The 23,756-nt window shown below is 46.8% G+C and carries 23 protein-coding genes; all 23 read left to right on the forward strand.

Annotated features, from left to right (window positions below; all coding sequences use genetic code 11):
* The first annotated feature begins 6 nt into the window (after window positions 1-6).
* On the forward strand, window positions 7-732 hold the full coding sequence (locus HPY31_RS10305) for a GntR family transcriptional regulator (protein WP_172140669.1): 726 nt from the start codon (window positions 7-9) through the stop codon (window positions 730-732).
* 57 nt (window positions 733-789) lie between these two features.
* The gene (locus HPY31_RS10310; protein WP_172140554.1) at window positions 790-1,836 is read left to right on the forward strand and encodes a BMP family lipoprotein; all 1,047 of its coding nucleotides are present in this window, start codon (window positions 790-792) and stop codon (window positions 1,834-1,836) included.
* Window positions 1,837-1,929: 93 nt separating this feature from the next.
* Window positions 1,930-3,471 (forward strand): ABC transporter ATP-binding protein, encoded by a 1,542-nt coding sequence (locus HPY31_RS10315; RefSeq protein ID WP_172140556.1) that lies wholly within the window; start codon window positions 1,930-1,932, stop codon window positions 3,469-3,471.
* Window positions 3,464-4,537 carry an ABC transporter permease gene (locus HPY31_RS10320; protein ID WP_172140558.1) on the forward strand — a complete coding sequence of 358 codons (1,074 nt, stop codon included), beginning with the start codon at window positions 3,464-3,466 and terminating at the stop codon, window positions 4,535-4,537. The genes HPY31_RS10315 and HPY31_RS10320 overlap by 8 nt, the downstream gene beginning before the upstream one ends.
* Entirely contained in the window at window positions 4,537-5,496 is a 960-nt protein-coding gene (locus HPY31_RS10325; RefSeq protein WP_172140560.1) for an ABC transporter permease, read from the forward strand. Before HPY31_RS10320 ends, HPY31_RS10325 begins: the two co-directional genes overlap by 1 nt.
* Before the next feature lie 127 nt (window positions 5,497-5,623).
* Window positions 5,624-6,667: a stalk domain-containing protein gene (locus HPY31_RS10330; RefSeq protein WP_172140562.1), complete on the forward strand. Its 1,044-nt coding sequence runs from the start codon at window positions 5,624-5,626 to the stop codon at window positions 6,665-6,667.
* Between the two features lie 53 nt (window positions 6,668-6,720).
* A complete protein-coding gene (locus tag HPY31_RS10335; RefSeq protein WP_016743372.1) occupies window positions 6,721-6,876 on the forward strand; it encodes a hypothetical protein in 156 nt (51 codons plus the stop codon).
* Window positions 6,877-7,089: 213 nt separating this feature from the next.
* Window positions 7,090-8,385 (forward strand): EF-P 5-aminopentanol modification-associated protein YfmF, encoded by a 1,296-nt coding sequence (yfmF, locus tag HPY31_RS10340; RefSeq protein ID WP_172140564.1) that lies wholly within the window; start codon window positions 7,090-7,092, stop codon window positions 8,383-8,385.
* Window position 8,386: 1 nt separating this feature from the next.
* Window positions 8,387-9,679 (forward strand): EF-P 5-aminopentanol modification-associated protein YfmH, encoded by a 1,293-nt coding sequence (yfmH, locus tag HPY31_RS10345; RefSeq protein WP_172140566.1) that lies wholly within the window; start codon window positions 8,387-8,389, stop codon window positions 9,677-9,679.
* A gap of 7 nt (window positions 9,680-9,686) precedes the next feature.
* Window positions 9,687-10,424 carry an elongation factor P 5-aminopentanone reductase gene (ymfI, locus tag HPY31_RS10350; RefSeq protein ID WP_172140568.1) on the forward strand — a complete coding sequence of 246 codons (738 nt, stop codon included), beginning with the start codon at window positions 9,687-9,689 and terminating at the stop codon, window positions 10,422-10,424.
* Window positions 10,425-10,524: 100 nt separating this feature from the next.
* Window positions 10,525-10,794: a DUF3243 domain-containing protein gene (locus HPY31_RS10355; protein WP_016743376.1), complete on the forward strand. Its 270-nt coding sequence runs from the start codon at window positions 10,525-10,527 to the stop codon at window positions 10,792-10,794.
* Window positions 10,795-10,902: 108 nt separating this feature from the next.
* Window positions 10,903-11,682 carry a YmfK family protein gene (locus HPY31_RS10360; RefSeq protein WP_016743377.1) on the forward strand — a complete coding sequence of 260 codons (780 nt, stop codon included), beginning with the start codon at window positions 10,903-10,905 and terminating at the stop codon, window positions 11,680-11,682.
* A 12-nt stretch (window positions 11,683-11,694) separates the two neighbouring features.
* Window positions 11,695-12,594, forward strand: coding sequence for a helix-turn-helix domain-containing protein (locus HPY31_RS10365; RefSeq protein ID WP_172140570.1), 900 nt, complete (start codon window positions 11,695-11,697; stop codon window positions 12,592-12,594).
* A gap of 111 nt (window positions 12,595-12,705) precedes the next feature.
* Complete coding sequence (gene rimO, locus HPY31_RS10370) at window positions 12,706-14,052, forward strand: 30S ribosomal protein S12 methylthiotransferase RimO (protein WP_172140572.1); 1,347 nt, start codon at window positions 12,706-12,708, stop codon at window positions 14,050-14,052.
* Window positions 14,053-14,628, forward strand: a complete 576-nt coding sequence (gene pgsA / locus HPY31_RS10375) for a CDP-diacylglycerol--glycerol-3-phosphate 3-phosphatidyltransferase (RefSeq protein ID WP_015891681.1) — start codon at window positions 14,053-14,055, stop codon at window positions 14,626-14,628.
* 107 nt (window positions 14,629-14,735) lie between these two features.
* Window positions 14,736-15,980, forward strand: coding sequence for a competence/damage-inducible protein A (locus HPY31_RS10380; RefSeq protein WP_172140574.1), 1,245 nt, complete (start codon window positions 14,736-14,738; stop codon window positions 15,978-15,980).
* An 8-nt stretch (window positions 15,981-15,988) separates the two neighbouring features.
* Window positions 15,989-17,578 carry a DEAD/DEAH box helicase gene (locus HPY31_RS10385; RefSeq protein WP_172140576.1) on the forward strand — a complete coding sequence of 530 codons (1,590 nt, stop codon included), beginning with the start codon at window positions 15,989-15,991 and terminating at the stop codon, window positions 17,576-17,578.
* 166 nt (window positions 17,579-17,744) lie between these two features.
* On the forward strand, window positions 17,745-18,803 hold the full coding sequence (gene recA, locus HPY31_RS10390) for a recombinase RecA (protein WP_016743382.1): 1,059 nt from the start codon (window positions 17,745-17,747) through the stop codon (window positions 18,801-18,803).
* A gap of 69 nt (window positions 18,804-18,872) precedes the next feature.
* Window positions 18,873-19,514, forward strand: coding sequence for a RecX family transcriptional regulator (locus tag HPY31_RS10395; RefSeq protein ID WP_172140578.1), 642 nt, complete (start codon window positions 18,873-18,875; stop codon window positions 19,512-19,514).
* Between the two features lie 272 nt (window positions 19,515-19,786).
* A complete protein-coding gene (gene rny / locus HPY31_RS10400) occupies window positions 19,787-21,328 on the forward strand; it encodes a ribonuclease Y (RefSeq protein WP_007719154.1) in 1,542 nt (513 codons plus the stop codon).
* A gap of 109 nt (window positions 21,329-21,437) precedes the next feature.
* Window positions 21,438-22,232 (forward strand): TIGR00282 family metallophosphoesterase, encoded by a 795-nt coding sequence (locus HPY31_RS10405; RefSeq protein ID WP_172140580.1) that lies wholly within the window; start codon window positions 21,438-21,440, stop codon window positions 22,230-22,232.
* A gap of 118 nt (window positions 22,233-22,350) precedes the next feature.
* On the forward strand, window positions 22,351-22,611 hold the full coding sequence (gene spoVS, locus HPY31_RS10410) for a stage V sporulation protein SpoVS (RefSeq protein ID WP_003385776.1): 261 nt from the start codon (window positions 22,351-22,353) through the stop codon (window positions 22,609-22,611).
* Window positions 22,612-22,719: 108 nt separating this feature from the next.
* Complete coding sequence (locus tag HPY31_RS10415; RefSeq protein ID WP_172140582.1) at window positions 22,720-23,658, forward strand: dipeptidase; 939 nt, start codon at window positions 22,720-22,722, stop codon at window positions 23,656-23,658.
* Window positions 23,659-23,756 lie beyond the last annotated feature (98 nt).

Raw genomic sequence — 23,756 nt, forward strand, 5'->3', positions numbered from 1 at the left:
ATGATGATGAGCATCAAAGGGAATGTTCGATCACTGTTTCTCTTGGTAATGGACAAGATCAAGAGTGATATCGAAACCGGACTTCTTCGTCCTGGTGAACGCCTCCCTTCTGAAGCCGAACTGTCCAAACAGCTTGGTGTAAGCAGGGCGACGCTTCGCGAGGCACTCCGACTTCTTGAGGAAGAGAAGATTGTCATACGTAGACACGGTGTAGGTACCTTTATTAATTCAAAGCCTGTTTTTTCAGGCGGGATTGGGGAACTCTTTAGTGTGACGGATGCAATCGAGCGTCAAGGATATACGGCAGGAACCTTGATCCTGAAAACATCCTTTGGCGAATCTGCTGAAGAAGAGAGGAAGCGGCTGGCCTTAAATCCGGGTGAAGGCGTTCTCATAGTAGAGCGAATTCGAACGGCTGACGGTGAGCCTGTGGTTTATTGTGTGGACCGCATTCCTGCACATCTGGTGCCCGGGGGCTATGCGGCAAGTGGAGAGTCTATCTTCAAATGGCTGGAGAGCGTAACAGGGGTAAGGATTGCATACGCAGTAGCTGATATTGAACCCGTGGGCTACAATGAAAAGGTTTCCAATCTGCTGCATTGCGATAAATCTGCTCCCATGCTCTTGCTCAAACAGATTCATTACGACGAAAGTGAAAAGCCAGTGCTATACTCCCATAATTACTTCAGAGCTGACAAAATTCACTTTCATGTCGTACGGAGACGGTTGTAACTGTGGGGGCAACCTCACTCAACAATTTCATCAACTAAAAACAGGGGGTAATCTCAGATGAAGAAAGTTCTATCCGTGCTTTCTGTGGCAACACTCAGCCTGTCGCTCGTTCTCGCTGGCTGCGGAAGCAAACCAGAAGCACAGCCTCAAGGCCAAACTGGTAGCAATGGAGGCGCTCCAGCCGCTAAAGCTATCAAAGTAGGTATGGTTACAGACGTTGGCGGTGTAAACGACAACTCCTTTAACCAGAGTGCTTGGGAAGGGCTGCAAAAACTCCAAACGGAAATGAATCTCCCGAAAGAAAACGTAAACTATCTGCAATCAAAATCAGATGCTGACTATGTACCAAACCTGACTCAATTCGTAAAAGACGGTTGGGACCTGACTTGGGGTATCGGCTTCCTGATGGGTGACCACCTGAAAAAAGTAGCAAATGAAAACAAAGATGCAAAATTGGCGATCATCGACGCTGAAGTGGATGCTCCTAACGTAGCATCTGTACTCTTTAAAGAGCATGAGGGCTCCTTCCTTGCTGGGGTAGTTGCAGCAAAGATGACCAAAACGAAAAAAGTTGGATTCGTGGGTGGCGTTGACATCCCAGTAATCAAACGTTTTGACCTTGGTTTCGAAGCGGGCGTAAAAGCTGTAGATCCAAGCATTCAAGTAGTGAAAGTTTACACGGGTGCTTTTGACAAACCAGACATGGGTAAATCTACTGCTTCTTCCATGTACGGTCAAGGTGTGGACATCATCTTCCACGCTTCCGGCGGTACAGGCGACGGTGTGTTCAACGAAGCAAAAGACCGTAAAGCTAAAGGCGAAAACGTATGGGTAATCGGTGTTGACAAAGACCAATCCCTGACTTTCGGCGATGATGTTACATTGACTTCCATGGTTAAACGTGTTGACGAAGCAGTTATTCGTGTATCGAAAGAGCTTTCTGAGGGTAAATTCAAAGGCGGAGTGCAATGGCTCGGACTGGCTGAAAACGGTGTAGGTCTGGCTGACACTTCTACGAAGAACGTTCCTGAAGACGTACTGAAGCTGGTTGAAGAATACAAGCAAAAAATCGTTAAAGGCGAAATCACAGTTCCTGATAAGTAAAAACTAAGGAAGCTGCAAATGGACAAGGCTGGTTTGAGCTACTGGCCTTGTCCTTTACCTTCACACTAGACCCGAAAAATGGGGTGAGCATGCATGAACTCGGTAAAAAAAGTGGTTGAAATGAGAGGGATCACAAAACGGTTCCCAGGCATTGTTGCGAATGACAGTATTTCACTGTCTGTAGGTAAAGGTGAAATTCATGCGCTGCTCGGAGAGAATGGCGCGGGCAAGTCCACACTCATGAATATCTTGTTTGGTCTATATCAGCCGGATGAAGGCGAAATTCTGATTAACGAGAAAGTTGTACAGATCACAAGTCCAAGGATTGCAAACGAACTTGGTATCGGAATGGTTCACCAACATTTTATGCTCGTAGAAACATTTACAGTCACGGAAAACATTGTGCTAGGAAATGAACCGAAAAACGGGTTGAAGATAGATATTCAAAGCGCTGAGAAAGCGGTAGAAAAACTGTCGAATCAATACGGGCTCAAAGTTGATCCGAGAGCAAAAATTCAGGATATCTCAGTTGGGATGCAGCAGCGTGTAGAGATTTTGAAAACGCTTTATCGCGGTGCCGACATCTTGATTTTTGATGAGCCTACGGCTGTATTGACGCCGCAGGAAATCCATGAACTTATCGAGATCATGCATAACTTGGTAAAAGAAGGTAAGACAATTATCCTGATCACACACAAGCTGAAAGAAATTATGGCTGTATGTGACGCGGTTACGATTATTCGTCGAGGAAAGGTCATTGATTCCGTATTGGTAAAAAATACGAATCCAGACGATTTGGCTGCGAAAATGGTTGGTCGTGAAGTGAACTTCCGCGTCGATAAAACGGAAGCAAAACCAAAAGAAACGATTCTTTCCGTAGAGAAAGTGACTGCAATGGGTAACCGTGGTGTGAATGCGCTGAACAATCTCAGCCTAGAGGTTCGCGCTGGAGAAATCCTCGGAATTGCTGGAGTCGACGGAAATGGCCAAAGTGAACTGATTGAAGTATTAACTGGCTTGCGTAAGGCAACAAGTGGGCGTGTCCTTCTTAATGGCAAAGAAATTACGAATCAAAATCCGCGCAACATCTCAGAATCAGGATTGTCGCACATTCCTGAAGACCGACATAAACGAGGATTGGTTCTTGATTTCACCATGAGTGAAAATATGGTATTGGAAACGTACTTCCATCCAACGTTTTGCAAAAACGGTTTTCTTGATTATGGCGCTATTGACAAGCATGCGGCTAAGCTTATCGAAGAATTCGACGTTCGGACTCCGAGTATTTACACGCCAGCACGAGCGCTTTCGGGAGGAAATCAACAGAAGGCGATTATTGCCCGCGAAGTGGACAAGAACCCGGATCTGCTGATTGCGGCTCAACCTACTCGTGGCTTGGACGTAGGGGCAATCGAATTTATTCATCGCAGGCTAATTGATCAACGCGATCAAGGAAAAGCGGTTCTCTTGCTTTCCTTGGAGCTGGATGAGGTTATCAATGTGTCCGACCGGATTGCGGTTATATATGAGGGAGCTATTGTGGGGATTGTCGATGCAAAATCAACAACGGAGCAAGAGCTCGGCTTGATGATGTCCGGCGGAAAAGTAATGCAAGGAGGGGGAAACGATGAATAAAGTTATTGCGGTCTTCACGAAAGAATCGTTTCTCGTTCCTGCCGTTGCGATCATTCTTGGTCTTTTGACCGGAGCAATCGCAATGCTGGCAGGTGGATTTGATCCAATCGCTGCCTATACGGCTTTGATTAAAAAAGTATTTGGAAACGCGTATAACTTTGGTGAAACGATTCGCCAAATTACCCCTTTGATCTTTACAGGTTTGGCTGTAGCTTTTGCTTTCCGTACCGGTCTTTTTAACATCGGGGCAGAAGGTCAATTTATCGCAGGGATGATTGCTTCTACTGTCGTAGGTGTTTCTTTTGACCTTCCAGCTATCATTCATGCTCCACTTGCTATCCTTGCAGGTGCTTTAGCAGGCGGTTTGTGGGGTGCCATTGCCGGTTATTTGAAAGCAGCACGTGGTGTCAATGAGGTTATTACAAGCATCATGTTGAACTGGGTAGCGCTGTACCTTGCAAACTGGATCATGAATGCTTTCTTTATTCCAGCAGGCAAGCAAACATCTGAAGAGGTAAAGGATTCTGCGATCATTACCATTGGATGGCTCGCTGAAATGTTTGACAATGCTCGTTTGCACTGGGGTACATTGATTGCTGTACTTGCAGCTATTTTCTTCTATATCATCCTTTGGAAAACAAAGTCTGGTTTTGAATTGCGTTCCGTTGGTTTGAACCCGCATGCTTCTGAGTATGCTGGTATGAACGTGAATCGTAATGTTGTAAAGGCCATGTTCATTGGTGGTATGTTTGCAGGAATTGGTGGAGCTACTGAGATTTTGGGCGTTTTCCACTATCAAGCAATTATGACGCAGCATACGGGCTATGGATTCGATGGAATCGCGGTAGCATTGATTGGCGGTAATACTCCGTTCGGGGTTATCCTTGCTGCCATCTTGTTTGGGGTTCTCACATTCGGTGCGAGCGGCATGCAGTTTAGTGCGGGTGTACCGTTTGAGTTAATTCGGGTCGTGATTGCTTCTGTTATTTTCTTCGTTGCTGCACATGGCATCGTGAAAATTTTCGTTAAGCCGATCTTGATGAAGAAAAAGGAAGGTGGAAACTGATGGATTGGGGATTAATTCTTAGCAACCTCGTTCATGATACCATCGTGTTTTCCACTGCCTTGATTTTTGCCGCATTGGGTGGATTGTACTCGGAACGTTCTGGTGTCGTGAACATTGCGCTAGAAGGTATGATGATTATCGGTGCTTTTACTGGTGCCGTAATGACCTATGCTTTCCAAGATTCATTTGGAGCTTGGGCTCCGTGGGTCGGATTTATTGCGGCTGGGATTGCCGGTGCTATTTTTGCCCTACCGCATGCCGTTGCTTCGATTACATTTAAAGCGGACCAGACCGTCAGTGGTGTGGCGCTGAACTTCTTGGCAGCGGGGCTTTCCATCTACCTGACCAAAATTATTTTCAACGGAGCAGGTCAAACAACAACATTGACCTCTGTATTTAACAAATTCAGTATTCCTGGATTGAGTGAAATTCCTTATATCGGACATGCCATTTTTGAGGCGTATCCGACGAGCTATTTGGCTTTCATTGCTGTATTCGTTACTTGGTATGTTATTTTTAAGACACCATTCGGATTGCGCTTGCGTTCCGTTGGTGAGCATCCGCGTGCAGCTGATACAGTCGGGATCAATGTGAAGAGAATGCGCTACACGGCTGTTATGATCAGTGGGATGTTGGCTGCATTGGGTGGAGCTACAATTTCCTTGACGACAACCAGTAACTTCTCCCATAACACGGTTTCTGGACAAGGTTTCATCGCGATTGCGGCCTTGATCTTCGGTAAATGGCATCCAATGGGTGCGATGGGAGCAGCATTGTTCTTTGGTGTCGCTCAAGCGATCAAGTCTTTGGTGCAAATCTTCGGATTGACCAATTACATTCCTACTGAATTTATCTTCATGCTTCCGTACGTATTGACGATTCTCGTGATGGCTGGTCTGGTAGGACGATCCAGTGCTCCAGCTGCTCTCGGCAAACCTTACGATACGGGATCGCGTTAATCATTCGTTGACAAAATTTAGCGTCTAGAACCTGTCACTTTCCCTGTGCGATAATTTTTGAGACTGCTTGCGGTCCGCAAAAACGGTCCTATCCGTTTTAGCAAATTGTCTGTGGGGAGGGAAAAAGATGAACCGCTGTCTGCGTGAGTACAGCAGTTATCTATGGAACAGGATTCTAGGCGCTTTTGTTTTTTGCCTGATGATAGCAGTACCCGGTGGGATGGTTTTTGCAAAAGAGCCAGGACCAGTCATTTCTGTTGTTGTCGATGGAATGGGTGTCCATTCTGATGTATCGCCTATCCATCGAAATGGGCGAATGCTCGTTCCGATCCGGGTAGTGGCCGAGGCAACAGGCTCAGAAGTAAGCTACGAGGCCGCCACTCAAAAAGTATTGCTCAACAAAAAAAGCAAGCATATATCCCTTGCGATTGGCAGCCAGACAACGTATGTAGATGGAAAACGCTTGAAGATGGATGTCTCTCCAGTCATTGTGAATAAGCGGACGCTTGTTCCGATCCGATTTATCTCCGAGGCATTTGGTTATCAAGTCCAATGGGATGAGAATACGGCCGTTGCATACATACAATCCAAACCAGTGGTAGACAAGACAATGAGTGTCAAATACTCCTTGAATCCCTATGTCGTCAAACAGGGGGATACCTTATCAAAAAATGCGGATGATCAATTGATTGGGAAACAATTTCGGTTTCCTTTCCACAAAAATAGTTGGTATGAGCCATATGGGGATAGCTTTGGATCCGATCGAGAGTGGACGGAGACGAATAGCGGCAGTGTCCGAAGTCACGAGGGCATCGACATTATGGCACCGAAAGGAACGCCGATTTACTCGGTATCCGATGGGACGATCAACAAAGTCGGCTGGAATACGTATGGTGGCTGGAGAGTAAACATTACGGATGAGAATGGCCATTATCGGATGTATTACGCTCATTTGCAGGCGTATACACCAGGATTGTACGTTGGGAAAACGATAAAAGCTGGACAGCTGATCGGTTTTGTTGGAGATACAGGCTACGGTGGAACGGGGACAGTGGGAATGTTTGAACCTCACCTACATTTTGGACTCTACCGTAACAGCACGGGGAAGGCCATCGATCCGTATGATTACTTGCGGGTTTGGGAGCAAAACAAAGTGGAAAGTCCCCTTTAAAATTGGGACAAACTACTACGGAGTACCTTCACGAATAAAAGGAGGCCTTTCGTATGTGGACTTGTCCGTACTGTGGGGGAAGCCACGGCTTACCCTTTCACGATGAGCAACTGGATGGCATGCTCTGTCTCTCGTCTGATTGCGGTAGATTTGTTGAAGAGCATAGCACATCGGATGATCCCGGGGACTGGGATGCAATGGATATGTAAGGAAAAGAGTGAACGCCCTTTATAAAAAAAGGCGCCGTTCACTCTTTTTTTATTCATTGGAAGCGCTGTGATTTACGTATTACGGGACTTGCGTGAGCGCATAGGATGAAGCACTGGGGATATATAATGGAAGATTCTGATGCTTGATGCCCTGACAATTGGTTACAATAGAGAAGAATATGAAGTAAGCTGATGGAGAAGGGAGATTGGACTATGACTGCTACTACAAACGAAATTGCATTTCAAAGCTCCCACATCAATGGGATGAACGTACATATCCTTCCAACCAAAAAGTTCAAGACCACGACGATCGTGACGATGATTGAACAGGCGCTATCGGAGGAGCACGTAACAAAAACAGCATTGCTTGCGATGGTCATGAAACGTGCCAGCGCTCGTTTTCCGGAAACGAAGCTATTGCGAGCACATTTGGATTTCCTGTACGGTGCCATTTTTGATGTCGATGTGATGAAAAAGGGCGAGCGACAAATCCTGCAAATTTACATGGAAGTACCGAATGAAAAATATTTGTCCAATGAAGCCTCGCTTTTGGAGCAGGCCATCGAATTCGTAGGAGATATGCTCGTCAGACCATATGTACAAAACAACGCTTTTTCTGAAAAGTACATGGCACAGGAAAAAGAGACGCTTCGTAAACGGATAGAGAGCTTGATCGACGACAAAATGAAGTATGCGAACCAACGCGTGACAGAAGAAATGAGTAAAGGGGAACCGTTCTCTCTTCTCGTCCAAGGTCGTGTGGCGGATTTGCCGAAGATCACTGGTCAGGAGCTGTATCAATATTTTAAAGAAATAACGACGACGAATCCAATCAATATGTTCGTGGTGGGCGATGTCGAGCAGCAGGAAGTGAGCGAGGCTATTTCCAAGCACATTCCCTTGGAACGCTCTCAAGTAGGAGAACTACAGATCGAATCGACCGCGAAGGACGTATCTGCTGAAAGCGAAGTGATCGATCGACTCGATGTCAACCAAGCGAAGCTCAATATCGGCTGCCGTACGCAGATCACTTATAAGGATGAGGACTACCCGACGCTGCTGCTATATAACGGGATTTTAGGCGGTTTTCCTCACTCTAAGTTGTTTGTCAATGTCCGTGAAAAAGAGAGTCTCGCTTACTATGCCGTTTCCAGGCTAGAGAGCCACAAAGGGATTCTCATGATTATGTCCGGGATTGATGTAAACAAATATCAGCGTGCGGTTGAGATTATTAAGCAGCAGCTTGATTTGATGCGACAAGGAACCATATCGGAAGAGGAAATGAGCCAGACGCGTGCGACTTTGTCTAACCAGTTCCGCGAGCTTTTGGACAGCGCCCGCGGCATGATTGAATTTACGTACAACGGTGTGATTAGCGGACGTCCTCGGAAAATCGAAGAGCTTTTGGCGGGGATCAACCAAGCGACCATTGAGGATATCAAGAAGGTAGCAAGCAAGGTGACGATCGATACGATTTATCTGCTACGGGACAAGAAGGGAGAGGCATAAGATGCAGACCACTGATTTTGAACAAGTAAATGAAACGGTATATCATGAAGCTCTCCAAAATGGATTGCAAGTCTATTTGGTTCCCAAACAGGGCTTCAGCAAAACATACGCTGTGTTCACAACGCGCTACGGCTCCATTGATAGCCATTTCCGCACCCGAAGCGGGGAAGAAATCAATGTTCCCGACGGCATTGCGCATTTTCTAGAGCACAAAATGTTTGAGAAAAAAGATCGGGATGTCATGCACGAATTCAGTAAAAATGGGGCGAGCTGCAATGCATTCACGAGCTTCAATCGTACGGCTTATTTGTTCTCATGCACAGATAAGTTAGATGACAATCTAAATCTGCTGCTTGATTATGTGCAGGACCCGTATTTCACAGATGCCAGTGTAGAAAAGGAAAAAGGAATCATTGGCCAGGAAATCACCATGTACGAGGACAATCCGGACTGGAAGGTGTACATGAACCTTCTAAAGGCCATGTACCAGAAGTATCCGATTAACATTGAAATTGCGGGTACGATCGAGACGATCTCTCATATTACAAAAGAAAATTTGTATCAGTGCTATGAAACGTTTTATCATCCTGCCAATATGCTTCTGTTGGTCGTGGGCTCCTTCGAGCCAGAAGCGATCATGAAGCTCATTCGTGAAAATCAGGGAGCAAAGGAGTTTCCTCCTGCGCCACAAATCACGCGCGTTTTTCCAGAAGAGCCATCTGCGCCAGCGGAAGCGAAAGTAGAAGCGTTTCTAACAGTGGGTTTGCCCAAATGCATGATTGGAATCAAGGAAAAGGAAAACGGACTAACCAAGGAGGCCTTGTTAAAACGCGAGTTGACTACTAAACTGGTATTGGACATCGCGTTCGGCACTAGCTCCGCTGTCTATGAGCGTTTGTATGACAGCGAGCTGATTACGGAAAGCTTTGATTTTGACTACAGCAGTGAGCAGGATTATGCGTATACGATCATCGGTGGAGATACACCTGATCCAGAGCGTTTGGTGGAAACGATCAAAGCAGAAATCGAACAGTTGAAGCAAACTGGTATAGCCCAGGAAGATTTTGAGCGTGCGAAGCGTAAAAAAATCGGAAACTTCCTGCGTTCTTTAAACTCCGTGGAGTTTATCGCTAACCAGTTTACCAGCTTCAAATTTAACGGGAACGATCTGTTTTCCGTAGTGCCGACCTTGGAGTCGATCACACGCGAAGATGTGGAAAAACGGTTGAAGGAGCATTTTTTAACCGAGCAGATGGCTGTTTCCATCGTTCGTTCCGCTTCGCCACAGGAGTAATGTATTCATGTTCAAGCAAGAGACGCCATGGGCGTTGATTACGGGAGCTTCCGGAGAGATCGGGCAGGCGATCGGTGCCTACCTGATTGATGCGGGGGTTCCCCTTTATCTGCATTACAATCGAAATAAAGAAAAATTAGAGCCGTTGGTGCAAAAATGCCAGGAGCGGGGCATTCCGTTTAGCATCCTCCAAGCTGATCTGCGGGACCCACAGCAAATTGCGGCGATGTTTGCTCAGATGCAGGCGGCACCACTATTGATCGTAAACAACGCCTCAGTGGACGATGTCGGATTATTTACGGATGTGACTGTCGAGAAATTCGATGAACTCCTTGCCCTCAATGTTCGATCCGTTTTTTTGGTCTGCCAAGCTGCTGTTCCGGCCATGCTACGTGCAAGGTATGGGCGCATCGTCAACATTTCTTCCATATGGGGGCTTACTGGCGGTTCGTGTGAAGTACTGTACTCCATGACCAAAGGAGCAATTAATACGTTCACCAAAGCCTTAGCAAAGGAAATGGCACCAAACGGAATCACGGTAAATGCAGTGGCTCCTGGAGCGATTGCTGGTGGAATGATGGAGCGCTTTGCTCCAGATGAAATGGAAATGATCGCGGAAGAAATACCTGCCAACCGTCTCGGACAACCATATGAGGTAGCCGCAGTCGTGCGTTTCTTGCTTTCGGCGGATTCCAGTTATGTGACAGGGCAAGTGATTAGTCCAAACGGTGGATGGTACACCTAGAAGAAAAGTATGCATGAATAAAATACGAGAAATGATGGAATTCTACCTTTTGTGTGGGCAGCAAATCTGTTCGCAACGTACAAAAGGAGGGAATTTCCCTATGTCGATTCTTGACAATTTCAGCGACTGGAAAGCGTTTCTCGGAGATCGGGTAGAACAAGCGAAACAAGCCGGGATGGAAAGCGAAACGCTTCAAAATGTAGCTTATCAAATCGGTAACTATCTATCTGAGCAAGTAGACCCGAAAAACGATCAGGAGCGTCTGTTGAAACAACTGTGGGACGCAGGTGATCAACAGCAGCAACAAGCTTTGGCAACACTTATGGTAAAGCTTGTTCAGAATCGCAATGACGCGAACGCTGGCAGCTAGCCATTCAAATCCCCTACTTTTGGGGATTTTTCTTTTCGCGATTGTCGAATGAAACGAACGTGATATACTACATAAGAAGAGAATTCTGGTTGGCGGAGAGGATTGCATATGGAAGCGAAGAAAGAATGGTACATGGAGTATGAGATTGCCCGTAACCGTCCCGGTCTCTTAGGGGACGTATCTTCTATTCTGGGGATGTTGAACATCAATATCGTGACGATCAATGGTGTGGATACCATGCGCCGAGGTATGCTGCTTTTGACCGATGATGATGAGAAAATGGAGGTTTTGCGCAACGTTGTGCAAAAAATGGACAACATAACCATAACGAGGTTACGTCCCCCGACAATGCTGGATCGCTTGGCTGTTCGCCACGGTCGCTATATTGAACGGGATAGCGAGGACAAAAAAACGTTTCGCTTTGTTCGTGAAGAGCTGGGCTTGCTGGTCGATTTCATGGCAGAAATCCTGAAGAAGGAAGGTCATCAGCTCATCGGGATTCGTGGAATGCCTCGTGTAGGGAAGACTGAATCAATGATTGCTGCCAGCGTATCCGCCAATAAACGTTGGACATTTATTTCCTCCACTTTGTTGCGCCAGACGGTGCGTAGTTCCTTAGCCATTGATGAAATGTCTACTGATCATGTATATTTGATAGATGGAATTGTCTCAACGCTGCGATCGACAGAAAAGCACTTCACCTTGCTTCGGGAGATTATGAACTTTCCTGCCGCAAAAATCATTGAGCATCCGGATATATTCGTAAGGGAATCAGAGTACCAACTTGATGATTTTCATTACATAATTGAGCTGCGTCATCATCCGGATGAAGAGATTACCTATGAGCTTATCAACAATCGCGGCTTTGATAATTTCGAAATGAATTAAGGAGGGGCAGCTGTGTCTGAGCTAGGTCAAGTCCTGCAAAGGGCCCGCGAAGAAAAAGGAATCACGCTCGACGACATCCAACGTATCACCAAGATACAGCGGCGATATTTGGAAGCCATTGAAAGGGGTCATTTTCACGTACTTCCTGGCCACTTTTACGCGCGTGCATTTATAAAGAGTTATGCGGAAGCTGTCGGTCTAGACCCGAACCACATCCTGACTCACTTTCAGTCCGATTTGCCGGCCCAGCCACCTACAGAGCAAGTAGAGAGACTGCGTCGCAGACGAGTTGCTTCAGCGAACAATCCATTACAAGCGGGGCGATGGGTGACCAAAACCTTGCTCGTATTGTTTATAGCCTTGATTATCGGGGTTATTTATTTCGCTGTCGTCAACAACAACGGAGGTCAGTTTACTCAACCAATGCCGGGGGGAACTGTTAACCCTGGAGCGGAAATTGTCACGCCTGGCAATGGTGGTGGAGCTGCAACATCCCCGATTGCTCAACAACCGAAGCCTCCTTCTATTACCACACCGAACCCTCAAACAGGAACAAACCCACCTGAGACCGTTACGGAAACTCCTCAGGCAACGATCACATTTGAATCGCAGCAAGGATCCATGTATAACTATTCCTTGCAGGGTGGAGAAAAAATTACGGTTTATCTGAAGGTGAAAGAAGAAACGAGCTGGTTTGGTGTATCGGAAGGAAAAGGAAAAAAGTATGTTGAGCAGGGCACGCTCAAGAAAGATCAGGAAAAAACGATTGAGCTTGGGAAATCCGCTTATATTCGTTTGGGCAAACCGACTGTATTGGAATTAAAGGTGAACGGAGTCTTGGTAGACACGTCTAAAATGAAGTCAATGCCGTCCAATATTACGATGAAAGTAAAAGAGGCGGTCACCCAGTAGGCAAGCATATGCTTGCCTTTTGTTCTTTTCTCTTTTTTGACACTTCCTTTAGGCTTATATTATACTGGTTAGGTGTAATATGGGTTGGTGTGACCAATTGGAGGAAAAAAGATGACAGAGAAGGTAGGCACGCGTGAAAAAGTAGCGATTGTTACGCTGGGCTGTGAAAAAAATCTCGTTGATTCGGACATGATGGCCCATCTGATAGATGAAAAAGGTTATGAACTGGTTGATAACCCGGAAGAAGCAACTGTGGTTATCGTCAATACCTGCGGTTTCATCGATGCAGCCAAGGAAGAATCCGTAAATAAGATTCTGGAAATGGGTGAATTGAAGGAATCCGGCAAACTGAAATCGCTTGTGGTGGCAGGCTGTCTCACACAACGTTACAAAGAGGATATCTTGAATGAGATTCCTGAGGTGGATGGCATTGTCGGAACAGGCGATTTTATGTCGATTACAGGTATTATCGAAGAATCTCTAGAGGGCAAGCGACCGATCTTTGTAGGAAATCCCATTTTTACGTACGAAGATGTAGTGAAGCGGAAAGTAAAGCAAGGCACGTACACTGCATATATTAAAATTGCCGAGGGCTGCGACAACGCCTGTACGTTTTGCTCGATTCCTTTGATGCGTGGAGGATTCCGCAGTCGTACAATCGAATCCATCGTGGAAGAAGCTCGTCATTTGGCGGCACAAGGGGTCGTAGAAGTAAGTCTGATCGCACAAGATTCTACGAACTACGGAACAGATATTTACGATGGAAAATTGATGCTTCCTGAACTTTTAAACCGTCTGGCAGAAGTCGAGGGCATCGAGTGGATTCGTCTTCACTATGCATACCCTGGATTTTTCACGGATGAACTGATCCAAACCTTTGCTACCAATCCAAAAGTATGCAAATACGTAGACATGCCTTTGCAGCATTCGGAAGACCATATTCTGAAAAGAATGCGTCGCCCAGGAAGACAGACGGACATTCGTGCGCTGGTAGCAAAAATTCGCGCACAGGTCCCAGATGTTGCACTGCGTACCTCTTTGATCGTAGGGTTCCCTGGGGAAACAGAGGAAGACTTCGAGCGTCTGAGCGAGTTTGTCAAGGATATCCGCTTTGATCGACTGGGTGTGTTTACTTACTCCAACGAGGATGACACTCCAGCATCCCGTCTGCCTGACCACGTAGACGAAGAGGTTAAGGAAAAACGTGCGAACATGCTGATGGAAATTCAGCGTGAAGTAGCAGGAGATCGCAATGGACGCTTTGTTGGTCAAGTTTTGGATGTTTTGATTGAACGTTACGAAGGACGTAACGATATTTATGTAGGTCGAACACAGTATGACGCTCCGGAAATCGATGGTGAAGTATTCGTCACTGGTTTTAAAGGCGAATTGGGCACCATTGTAAAAGTAAAAATAACACACTCCTATGAATACGATTTAGCCGGGGAGGTAGTCTAGGTGAATCTCGCCAACCGCATCACCCTCGCCAGGATTTTTCTGGTGCCGGTAGTTATGTTTTTTCTGCTGGTGCGTTACAACATCGGGACATTTTCGATTGGTAGCCTGACGATGACGTATAATGAGCTGATTGCGGCTTTGGTGTTTATCCTAGCAGCCAGTACGGACGGACTCGACGGTTATATTGCACGGAAGAAAAAAATCGTGACAAACTTGGGGAAGTTTCTGGATCCGCTTGCTGATAAGCTGCTGGTTTCTGCCGCACTCATTTCGCTGGTAGAGATGCAGCGTTTGGAAGCGTGGATTGCGATTGTCATTATCAGCCGGGAGTTTGCGGTAACGGGTTTACGACTAGTTGCTGCGGCAGAAGGACAGGTAATTGCTGCGAGTGCATTGGGCAAACTGAAAACATGGGTGCAGATCGTAGCGATTACGGCTGTCATGATTCGCAACTTCCCATTTGGGTTCTTCGGCATTCCGTTCGACGAATTAGCTACATGGGCGATGGTGATCATCACGATTTACTCCGGGTACGACTACTTTGCGAAAAATCGTAACGTGATCCAATACTCGTAATGCGGGTATTGGTCTCTTTTTTCACAAGACTCTTCTCTTGAGCGTTTGCAAGTGATAAACTGTTAGTTTAGAGGCTTTTCTACTCTCAAAGAGAATGGATGAGGAAGATGAGAGCGGAGATTATCGCGGTAGGTACCGAACTTTTGCTAGGCCAGATCGCTAATACCAACGCACAGTTTCTTTCTCAGAAGCTGGCGGAAATTGGCGTGGGAGTTTACTTTCATACGGTTGTGGGTGACAACACGGAGCGATTGCTACAAGTGATTCGATTGGCATCAGGACGATCTGATCTCGTCATTTTCACGGGTGGGCTAGGGCCGACTCAAGATGATTTGACGAAAGAAACCGTGGCGGGGCATGTAGGCATTGGATTGGAAACGAATTCAGAGGCCATGGAGAGAATTGAAAAATTCTTTTCGCAACGTGGGATTGTCATGACGGAGAACAATCGTAAGCAGGCGCTGGTGCTTTCTGGCAGCCATGTATTCTCCAACGATTTCGGGATGGCGCCGGGGATGGCGATCCGTCATGACAGTAGTACGTTCGTGCTGTTGCCTGGACCACCAAGTGAGATGTATCCAATGGTAGAGAATTACGTGATGCCTTACTTGACCGATTTGCTTCCCGATAAACAAGTGTTTCATTCTCATGTACTCAGGTTCTACGGAATAGGCGAATCCGCTTTGGAGGAAAAACTGCTTGATCTGATCGAAAAGCAGGACAATCCAACGATCGCTCCATACGCCAAAGAATTCGAAGTAACGCTGCGAATTACGGCAAGAGCTGCTACAGTCGAAGAAGGGGAAACCTTGATTTTGCCTGTAGAAAAAGAAATTCTCAGCCGTGTTGGTCAGTACATGTACGGGATGGGCGAGAACTCGTCACTGCATGATGTGCTGGTTTCTGAGTTAAAAAAGAGAAATGAGACAATTGCTTGTGCAGAAAGCTGTACAGGTGGAGCGATTGCCTCGTTGATTACCTCTGTGCCAGGAAGCTCACAAGTGTTTCGTGGTGGGGTAGTCTGCTACACCAATGAAGTGAAAAATCAGCTGCTCGAAGTACCTGACTCCATTTTGCAAACGGATGGGGCGGTCAGTGAGAAAACAGCTCAATTGCTGGCTGAACATGTACGAGAAAAGCTGGGAGCTACTTACGGGATTTCTGTTACGGGAGTGGCTGGACCCGATCCTTCCGAGGGCAAGCCTGTTGGCCTTGTTTACGTGGGGATCGCGGCAGAAGGAATACCCACAGTTGTAAAAGAGCTACGCCTCGCCGGAAGAAGGCATGCAATCGTTGGGCGTGCCGCTAAATACGCGTTGTTTTATGCGTTGCAAATGCAAAAAGAAAGGTGATTTTTTTTATGACGATTTTTTCCGATTTTCCTTTACATAAATCTATTCTGCAAGCGATTCACGATATGGGCTTCGAGGAGCCATCACCGATTCAGGCAGCTTGCATTCCAAAAGTACTGGATGGCGGAGACCTGATTGGTCAAGCACAAACAGGTACTGGTAAGACTGCTGCCTTCGGGATTCCACTTGTAGAAAAGATTACGCCTGCCAATCGTGTACAAGCGATCGTGCTGACCCCAACTCGTGAGTTGGCTATTCAGGTAGCAGGAGAGCTCTTGCGTATCTCCAAATACAACAAGGTTCGTACGCTGCCAATCTATGGCGGACAATCAATCGGACATCAAATTCGTGCACTCCGCCAAGGTGTACAAATCGTTGTAGGTACCCCTGGCCGTGTCATGGACCACTTGCGTCGCAAAACATTGAAGCTGGATCACGTACATACACTCGTTTTGGATGAAGCGGATGAAATGCTGGACATGGGCTTCATCGAAGATATCGAAACGATCATCACACATATGCCGGAAGAGCGTCAAACCTTGCTATTCTCTGCGACGATGCCGCCAGAAATCAAGCGCTTGGCTACCCGTTACATGAAACAGCCGCAAACGATCGCGGTGAGCCGTGAAGAAGTAACGGCGCCATTGATCGAACAGGTATACTACAAAGTGTTTGACCGTAACAAAGTAGAGAGCCTCTGCCGTATTCTGGACAGTGAGGATGTAGAGTTGGGAATCATTTTCTGCCGTACCAAGCGTGGTGTAGATGAGTTGTCCGAAGTGCTGCAATCCCGCGGATACCTTGCGGACGGCTTGCATGGCGACTTATCACAGGCACAACGCGACAAGGTCATGAATGCATTCCGTGAGGGCTCGATTGAATTCCTGATTGCGACAGACGTAGCAGCACGCGGTATCGACGTAGGAAACGTCTCTCACGTAATCAACTACGATATTCCACAAGACTCTGAGAGCTACGTACACCGTATTGGTCGTACTGGTCGCGCAGGTCGCAAAGGAATTGCGATGACGTTGGTTACGCCTCGTGAAGTAAGACAAATGATGTTTATCCAAAAGCAGACAAAAGCACAAGTGCTCTCTCGTAATGTTCCTTCCCTGGAGGAAGTGGCTGAGCGTAAACAAGAGCAGTTGCGTGAACAGTTGACTAGCCTTTTGGAAAGCGATGCTATCGCGGATATGTATCAAAAAGTAGCGGATGCTCTCGTAGGTCAATACCCGGCTGAAAAAGTAGCAGCTGCTGCCTTGCACCTGGCATTCCACACCGAAGCAGGACAAGGGCAGGAAGCAGAAGCGTACAACTTTGGTGAGACGGGTGCCGCAAAAGGCATGGTTCGTTTCTTCCTGAACGTAGGCCGCAATGCGAACATGAAGCCACAGGACCTGGTACGAGAGATCTCTGAATCTGTGGGTATCCCAGGAAAATCAGTAGGTCGCATCGACATTTTCGAGAACTTCACGTTTGTTGAGGTTCCAGAAGAGGTAGCGGCATTCGTTTATGAGTCACTGCGTCAAACGCGCATCAACGGAAAACGAATCAATCTGGAGCCTGCAAAGCCTCGCGGAGCGAAGCGTTCCTAATTTGCGAGTATTCCAAAGCAGCCATTTCACTGGGAATAACCAGGAAATGGCTGCTTTTTTGTGATGCGAATATTTGTTCGTAAAAAATACTTGGCAAACACTTCTGTCTCGAGGTATGATGAAGACAAGCAAAACAGAAGCGAAAAATTGAAAGGGTGTGTACCATTTGTCAGATCGTCGCGCAGCTTTGGAGAGTGCATTGCGTCAAATAGAAAAGCAATTCGGAAAAGGTTCCATTATGAAGTTGGGGGAAGTATCCAACGTTCAGATTTCTACTGTATCGAGCGGAGCGCTTGCTCTTGATATCGCACTTGGTGTGGGCGGATTCCCACGTGGACGGATTATTGAGATTTACGGACCAGAGTCTTCTGGTAAAACAACCGTAGCACTTCATGCAATCGCAGAAGTGCAAAGACAAGGCGGACAGGCTGCGTTTATCGATGCTGAGCATGCCTTGGATCCGGTTTACGCTGCAAAGCTGGGTGTGAACATCGACGAATTGCTGTTGTCCCAACCAGATACGGGTGAGCAAGCTTTGGAGATCGCGGAAGCACTGGTGCGTTCTGGTGCAGTAGACATTATCGTAGTTGACTCCGTTGCGGCACTCGTGCCAAAAGCAGAGATCGAGGGCGAGATGGGAGATTCCCACGTAGGTTTGCAAGCACGCTTGATGTCCCAAGCACTCCGCAAGCTGTCTGGTGCCATCAATAAGTCCAAGACGATTGCGATCTTCATCAACCAGCTTCGCGAAAAAGTGGGAGTTATGTTCGGTAACCCGGAAACAACGCCAGGTGGACGCGCTTTGAAGTTCTACGCGAGTGTTCGTTTGGATGTTCGTAAAGCGGAATCTATCAAAGTCGGTAACGACATTCTGGGTAGCAAGACGAAGATCAAAGTTGTCAAAAACAAAGTGGCTCCACCATTTAAGGTTGCTGAAGTGGACATCATGTACGGTGAAGGTATTTCCAGAGAAGGTAGCATTCTCGACATCGGTTCTGAGATTGATGTCGTGCAAAAGAGTGGTGCTTGGTATTCCTTCAACGAAGAGCGTCTCGGCCAAGGTAGAGAAAATTCGAAGGTCTTCCTGAAGGAAAATCCGCATATTGCCTCTCAGATTGAAACAAAAGTGCGTGAATACTTCAGTCTGAACCCTGGCTCTGTTCCAGAAATTGAGCCAGAAAATGACCCAGAGCAAGATGAAGAGCCTACATTTGATCTGGAGTAATGAAGAGTGGAAGAGCAGCCTGTCGATGAGACAGGCTGTTATTTTAGCTTTGCGAAGGAGTGACTCATCATGAAGAGCGGCCTGATCACTGCCGTTCATCGAGATATCAAACAAAAGCAACGCTACCATATCGATGTAGAAGGCGAGTATGCCATTACTGTACATGAAGACATACTGGTAAAGTACAACCTGTTTAAGGGAACAGAATTAGACGAAGCTTTTTGCCGAGAAGTCCTGATAGCAGAAGAAAAGCATAAAGCGTATTTAGGAGCTTTGCGATACCTCGGCATACGCCCACGGACAAGCAGTCAGCTGCATTCATATTTGGTAGAGAAGGGATTTTCTACGCAGATTGCCGAAGAGATATGTCAGCGCTGCAAGGAACACGGCTACATCGATGATGAAGCATTTGCGAAGCAATGGGTAGACGAGCGATTGCGTTTGAAGCCGAGAAGCCCGTATATGCTGCGTATGGAGCTTACCCAGCGCGGAGTGGACAGAGCGATTGTAGAGGACGCAGTAGGTGGCGTGTCTAGGCAGGCTGAACTAGATGCTGCTCGCGCATTGATAGAGAAGAAGGTGCGACGCATAGAAGGTGCACCGAACCCCGATGAAGAACGCAAGCTGCTGTCCATGCTGATGCGCAAGGGATTCTCCCATGCGATCATTCAACAAATGCGTGAAGAATTGCGTCGTAGAAGCGATAGTTAGGGTCAACTCTATTTGCATGATCTTGACAATTCTTGTTCACAAATAATAAAATAGGTTTGTATTTACTTGGTGTATCATAACATTTTGTGATTTGCTCACTCGATGCCTATGAAACAACTGAAAAACCGTGCGAAAGCAGTACGGATTCAGCGGACCGAGTAAAATCGGTCTTGTTTTATAGCCGAATGTTCAAATGTGAGAGCACTCCATGAAAAACAAATGCTTGGAAAGCGGGGAGATGTCTTACAATAAGGAGGTGAAACGAAAAGCCTATGGATCCTATAATTACTGTTGTCATTGTGCTCGTTGCCCTGCTGATCGGCTTGGGTGCTGGCTACTTCACTCGTAAATCGATTGCCGAAGCGAAGATCTCCAGTGCAGAAGAAGCTGCACGACAGATCGTGGAGGAAGCCAAACGGGACGCCGAAGCCGTTAAGAAGGAGAAGGTGCTGGAGGCAAAGGATGAAGTGTTCAAGCTTCGATCCGAAGCGGAAACCGAATTGCGTGAGAGACGCAATGAGATCCAGCGCCAGGAACGACGAATTCTACAAAAAGAAGAATCGTTGGACCGTAAGATGGAACAGTTGGAGCGCAAAGAAGAAGAATTGTCTGAGCGTGACCGTGCCATCGCAGAACTGCAAAGCAAGGTAGAGCACTTATATAAAGAACAAGTATCAGAGCTAGAACGAATCTCCGGCTTGACGCAGGATGAGGCGAAGACGATTATTCTCACTGATGTGGAGAATACCGTCCGTCACGAAATGGCTGTGATGATCAAGGAGATTGAGACTCAGGCCAAAGAAGAAGCGGACAAGCGTGCTCGTGAGATCATTACGACCTCCATTCAACGTTGTGCAGCGGACCACGTAGCAGAAACAACCGTTTCTGTGGTTACACTGCCAAATGATGAGATGAAGGGACGTATTATCGGACGCGAAGGACGTAACATTCGTGCCCTGGAAACGTTGACTGGTATCGATCTGATTATTGACGATACTCCAGAAGCAGTCATCCTGTCTGGCTTCGACCCGATTCGTCGGGAGATCGCCAAGACAGCGTTGGATAAACTGGTCGCAGACGGTCGCATTCACCCAGCTCGCATCGAGGAAATGGTGGAAAAAGCGCGTCGCGAAGTAGACGAGCGAATCCGTGAATACGGTGAGCAAGCAACGTTCGAAACAGGCGTTCACGGCTTGCATCCAGATCTGATCAAGATTCTCGGACGCTTGCGTTATCGTACAAGCTACGGTCAAAACGTACTGAAGCACTCTATGGAAGTGGCACATCTCGCCGGTTTAATGGCGGCGGAATTGAAAGAAGATGTGAAGCTGGCCAAACGTGCAGGTTTGCTGCATGATATCGGAAAAGCGATTGACCATGAAGTAGAAGGTTCACACGTTGAAATCGGTGTAGAACTGGCTAAGAAGTACAATGAGCATCACGTTGTAGTGAACAGTATTGCGTCTCATCACGGTGATACCGAACCAACTTCCGTCATTGCTATGCTCGTGGGAGCTGCTGACGCTCTGTCTGCCGCACGCCCAGGTGCACGCCGTGAGACATTGGAAACATATATCAGACGTTTGGAGAAACTGGAAGAAATCTCTGAGTCGTTCGATGGCGTAGAAAAGTCTTATGCGATTCAAGCAGGACGCGAAATTCGCGTGATGGTTCAACCTGATAAGATTGACGATGCGGAAGCTACCCGTCTGGCACGGGATATCACGAAACGAATTGAAAATGAACTTGACTACCCAGGTCATATTAAAGTAACGGTTATCCGTGAAACACGGGCAGTTGAGTATGCAAAGTAAAGTGGCTGCGTGCCACTTTACTTTTTTTGTCGCACACCAAATGCGTGACGAAGTCAAGTTTTCTAATGAGCTGAGGAATTGTGTATACTAGCAATGAGGTGATTTGGTAATGAAGTTGTTATTCATTGGAGATATTATGGGCTCGCCTGGCAGAGAGATCGTGAAAACATATCTGCCGTTACTGAAACGAAAATACAACCCTACCTTTATCGTAGCGAATGGAGAGAATGCTGCGCATGGTCGCGGCATCACAGAGAAAATTACCAAGGAGCTTTTCGAGTGGGGGGTTCACGCGATTACGCTCGGGAATCATACGTGGGATCAAAGAGAAATTTTCGATTTTATTGATGATGAGCCGCGGATGATTAGACCCGCGAACTTCCCAGAAGGGGCACCTGGAAAAGGGATTACATATATCAAACAACCTGAAGGGGAACTAGCCGTCATTAATTTGATGGGGCGTACGTTCTTGCCACCGCTGGACTGCCCGTTCCAAATGGCTGACAAGCTAGTAGAACAAGCTCGGAAGCGCACGAAGCTCATTTTTGTAGACTTTCATGCCGAAGCCACATCGGAGAAGCAAGCAATGTCATGGTACCTCGATGGAAAGGTGACGGCGGTCGTGGGGACACATACCCATGTGCAAACCGCTGATGAACGTATTTTGCCTCAAGGAACCGGTTTTTTGTGTGATGTAGGAATGTGTGGCCCAAGTAACGGCATTTTGGGGATGGAACGCGAAGCTGTTATTAAAAAGTTTTTGACGCAGCTCCCTGTTCGATTCGAGGTAGCACCAGATCCTGCGCAGTTGAATGCGGTGTTGATTACCCTAGATAAAACGAATGGACATGCGAAAAAAATGGAACGAATCAGAATTGACTCTGACCATCCGTTTATGGAATAATGGGAATAAGATTAGAATTTTTTGAATCTTTCATGCAAGTTAGCAGGAATTTTTAGGGGTTATGCGAATATCATTCTAATGATGACAGGATTCCTATCAGACGGGAGGTTCAAAAAGGATGGAAGTATTAAAAGTTTCAGCAAAGTCTAACCCCAATTCCGTTGCTGGTGCCCTTGCCGGAGTTCTACGTGAACGAGGTGCGGCTGAGATCCAAGCCATTGGCGCTGGGGCGCTTAATCAAGCTGTGAAAGCAGTAGCAATCGCACGAGGGTTCGTAGCGCCGAGTGGAGTTGACCTCATTTGTATTCCAGCCTTTACCGACATCGTGATTGATGGAGAAGAGCGAACTGCAATCAAATTAATCGTAGAACCCAGATGATACAACTGCAAATGCTTCACCTGCCTGTTTGTTCGAAGAATGAACAGGTTTTTTCGTTTGTCCAGAAGTATGAACTTCGACGTTATCGAAGAGAAGGAGCGTTTCCATATGAAAATCTTTGATGCGCATAGCGATGTATTAGGCAAGCTGTGGCAGAATCCCGATCTGGACTTTTATAAAGAAGACAAGCTCCTGCAAGCTGGTTTTACCGCTCTTGAAACAGGGAATGTAGATATACAAGTGCTTGCCTGCTTCGTCCCTCCTCAGGTGCCGTTTGGACGACGTTTTCATACGGTACTAGAAATGATCGATATTTTTTATCAAAAGGTGGCGAGTGAACAATTCCGTCCCATTTTCAAAAAGGCAGATTTGGCTGAATGCGTATTAAAGGGACAGAAAGGGGCTATTCTGTTTGTAGAAGGCGCGCATGCATTAGAAGAGAGCCTCGTTCAGCTACGTACGTGGTTCCGGCTTGGTGTACGAGGAATGACACTGACCTGGAATCATGGCAATGCCCTAGCAAGTGGAAACGGAGAGCCGAATCCAGGTGGACTTACTTCATTTGGACGAGAAGTCATAGAAGAAATGAATCGGCTGGGGATGATCATTGATGTTTCGCATCTGGCCGATCCAGGATTCTGGGATGTACTAGAATGCTCGAATGCACCAGTGATCGCTTCGCACTCGAACACGAGAAGCTTATGCCATCACTCTCGCAATTTGACGGACGAGCAAATTCGAGCGTTAATCGCCAAAGATGGAGCGATCGGCTTGACGTTTGTGGACTTCTTTACCGTATCGGAGAAGCGCACCGTTTGGATCGATGACTTGCTGCGCCACTTGGATCACATCTGCGCATTGGGTGGTGTAGACCACGTAGGTTTTGGTTCCGATTTCGATGGGATTACCGAGACGTTTGGGGACATGGCATCCGCGGCAGATTATTCCCAGTTACTAGAAGCTTTGTTAAAACGTTATAAAGAGGCGGAAGTATTGAAATTTGTGCAAGGAAATTGGTTGCGTGTTTTCGGAAACGTGCTACAATAAAGCATGAGGATATTAATGTACCAAGTTCAACATTAAAATTCAGGTCAAAAGTAAGTTGAGTAAAAGCACTTGCAATTTGACATGGACAGGACTACAAT

Origin of the sequence: Brevibacillus sp. HB1.3 (genome assembly GCF_013186635.1) — a bacterium.
Taxonomy (GTDB): domain Bacteria; phylum Bacillota; class Bacilli; order Brevibacillales; family Brevibacillaceae; genus Brevibacillus; species Brevibacillus brevis_D.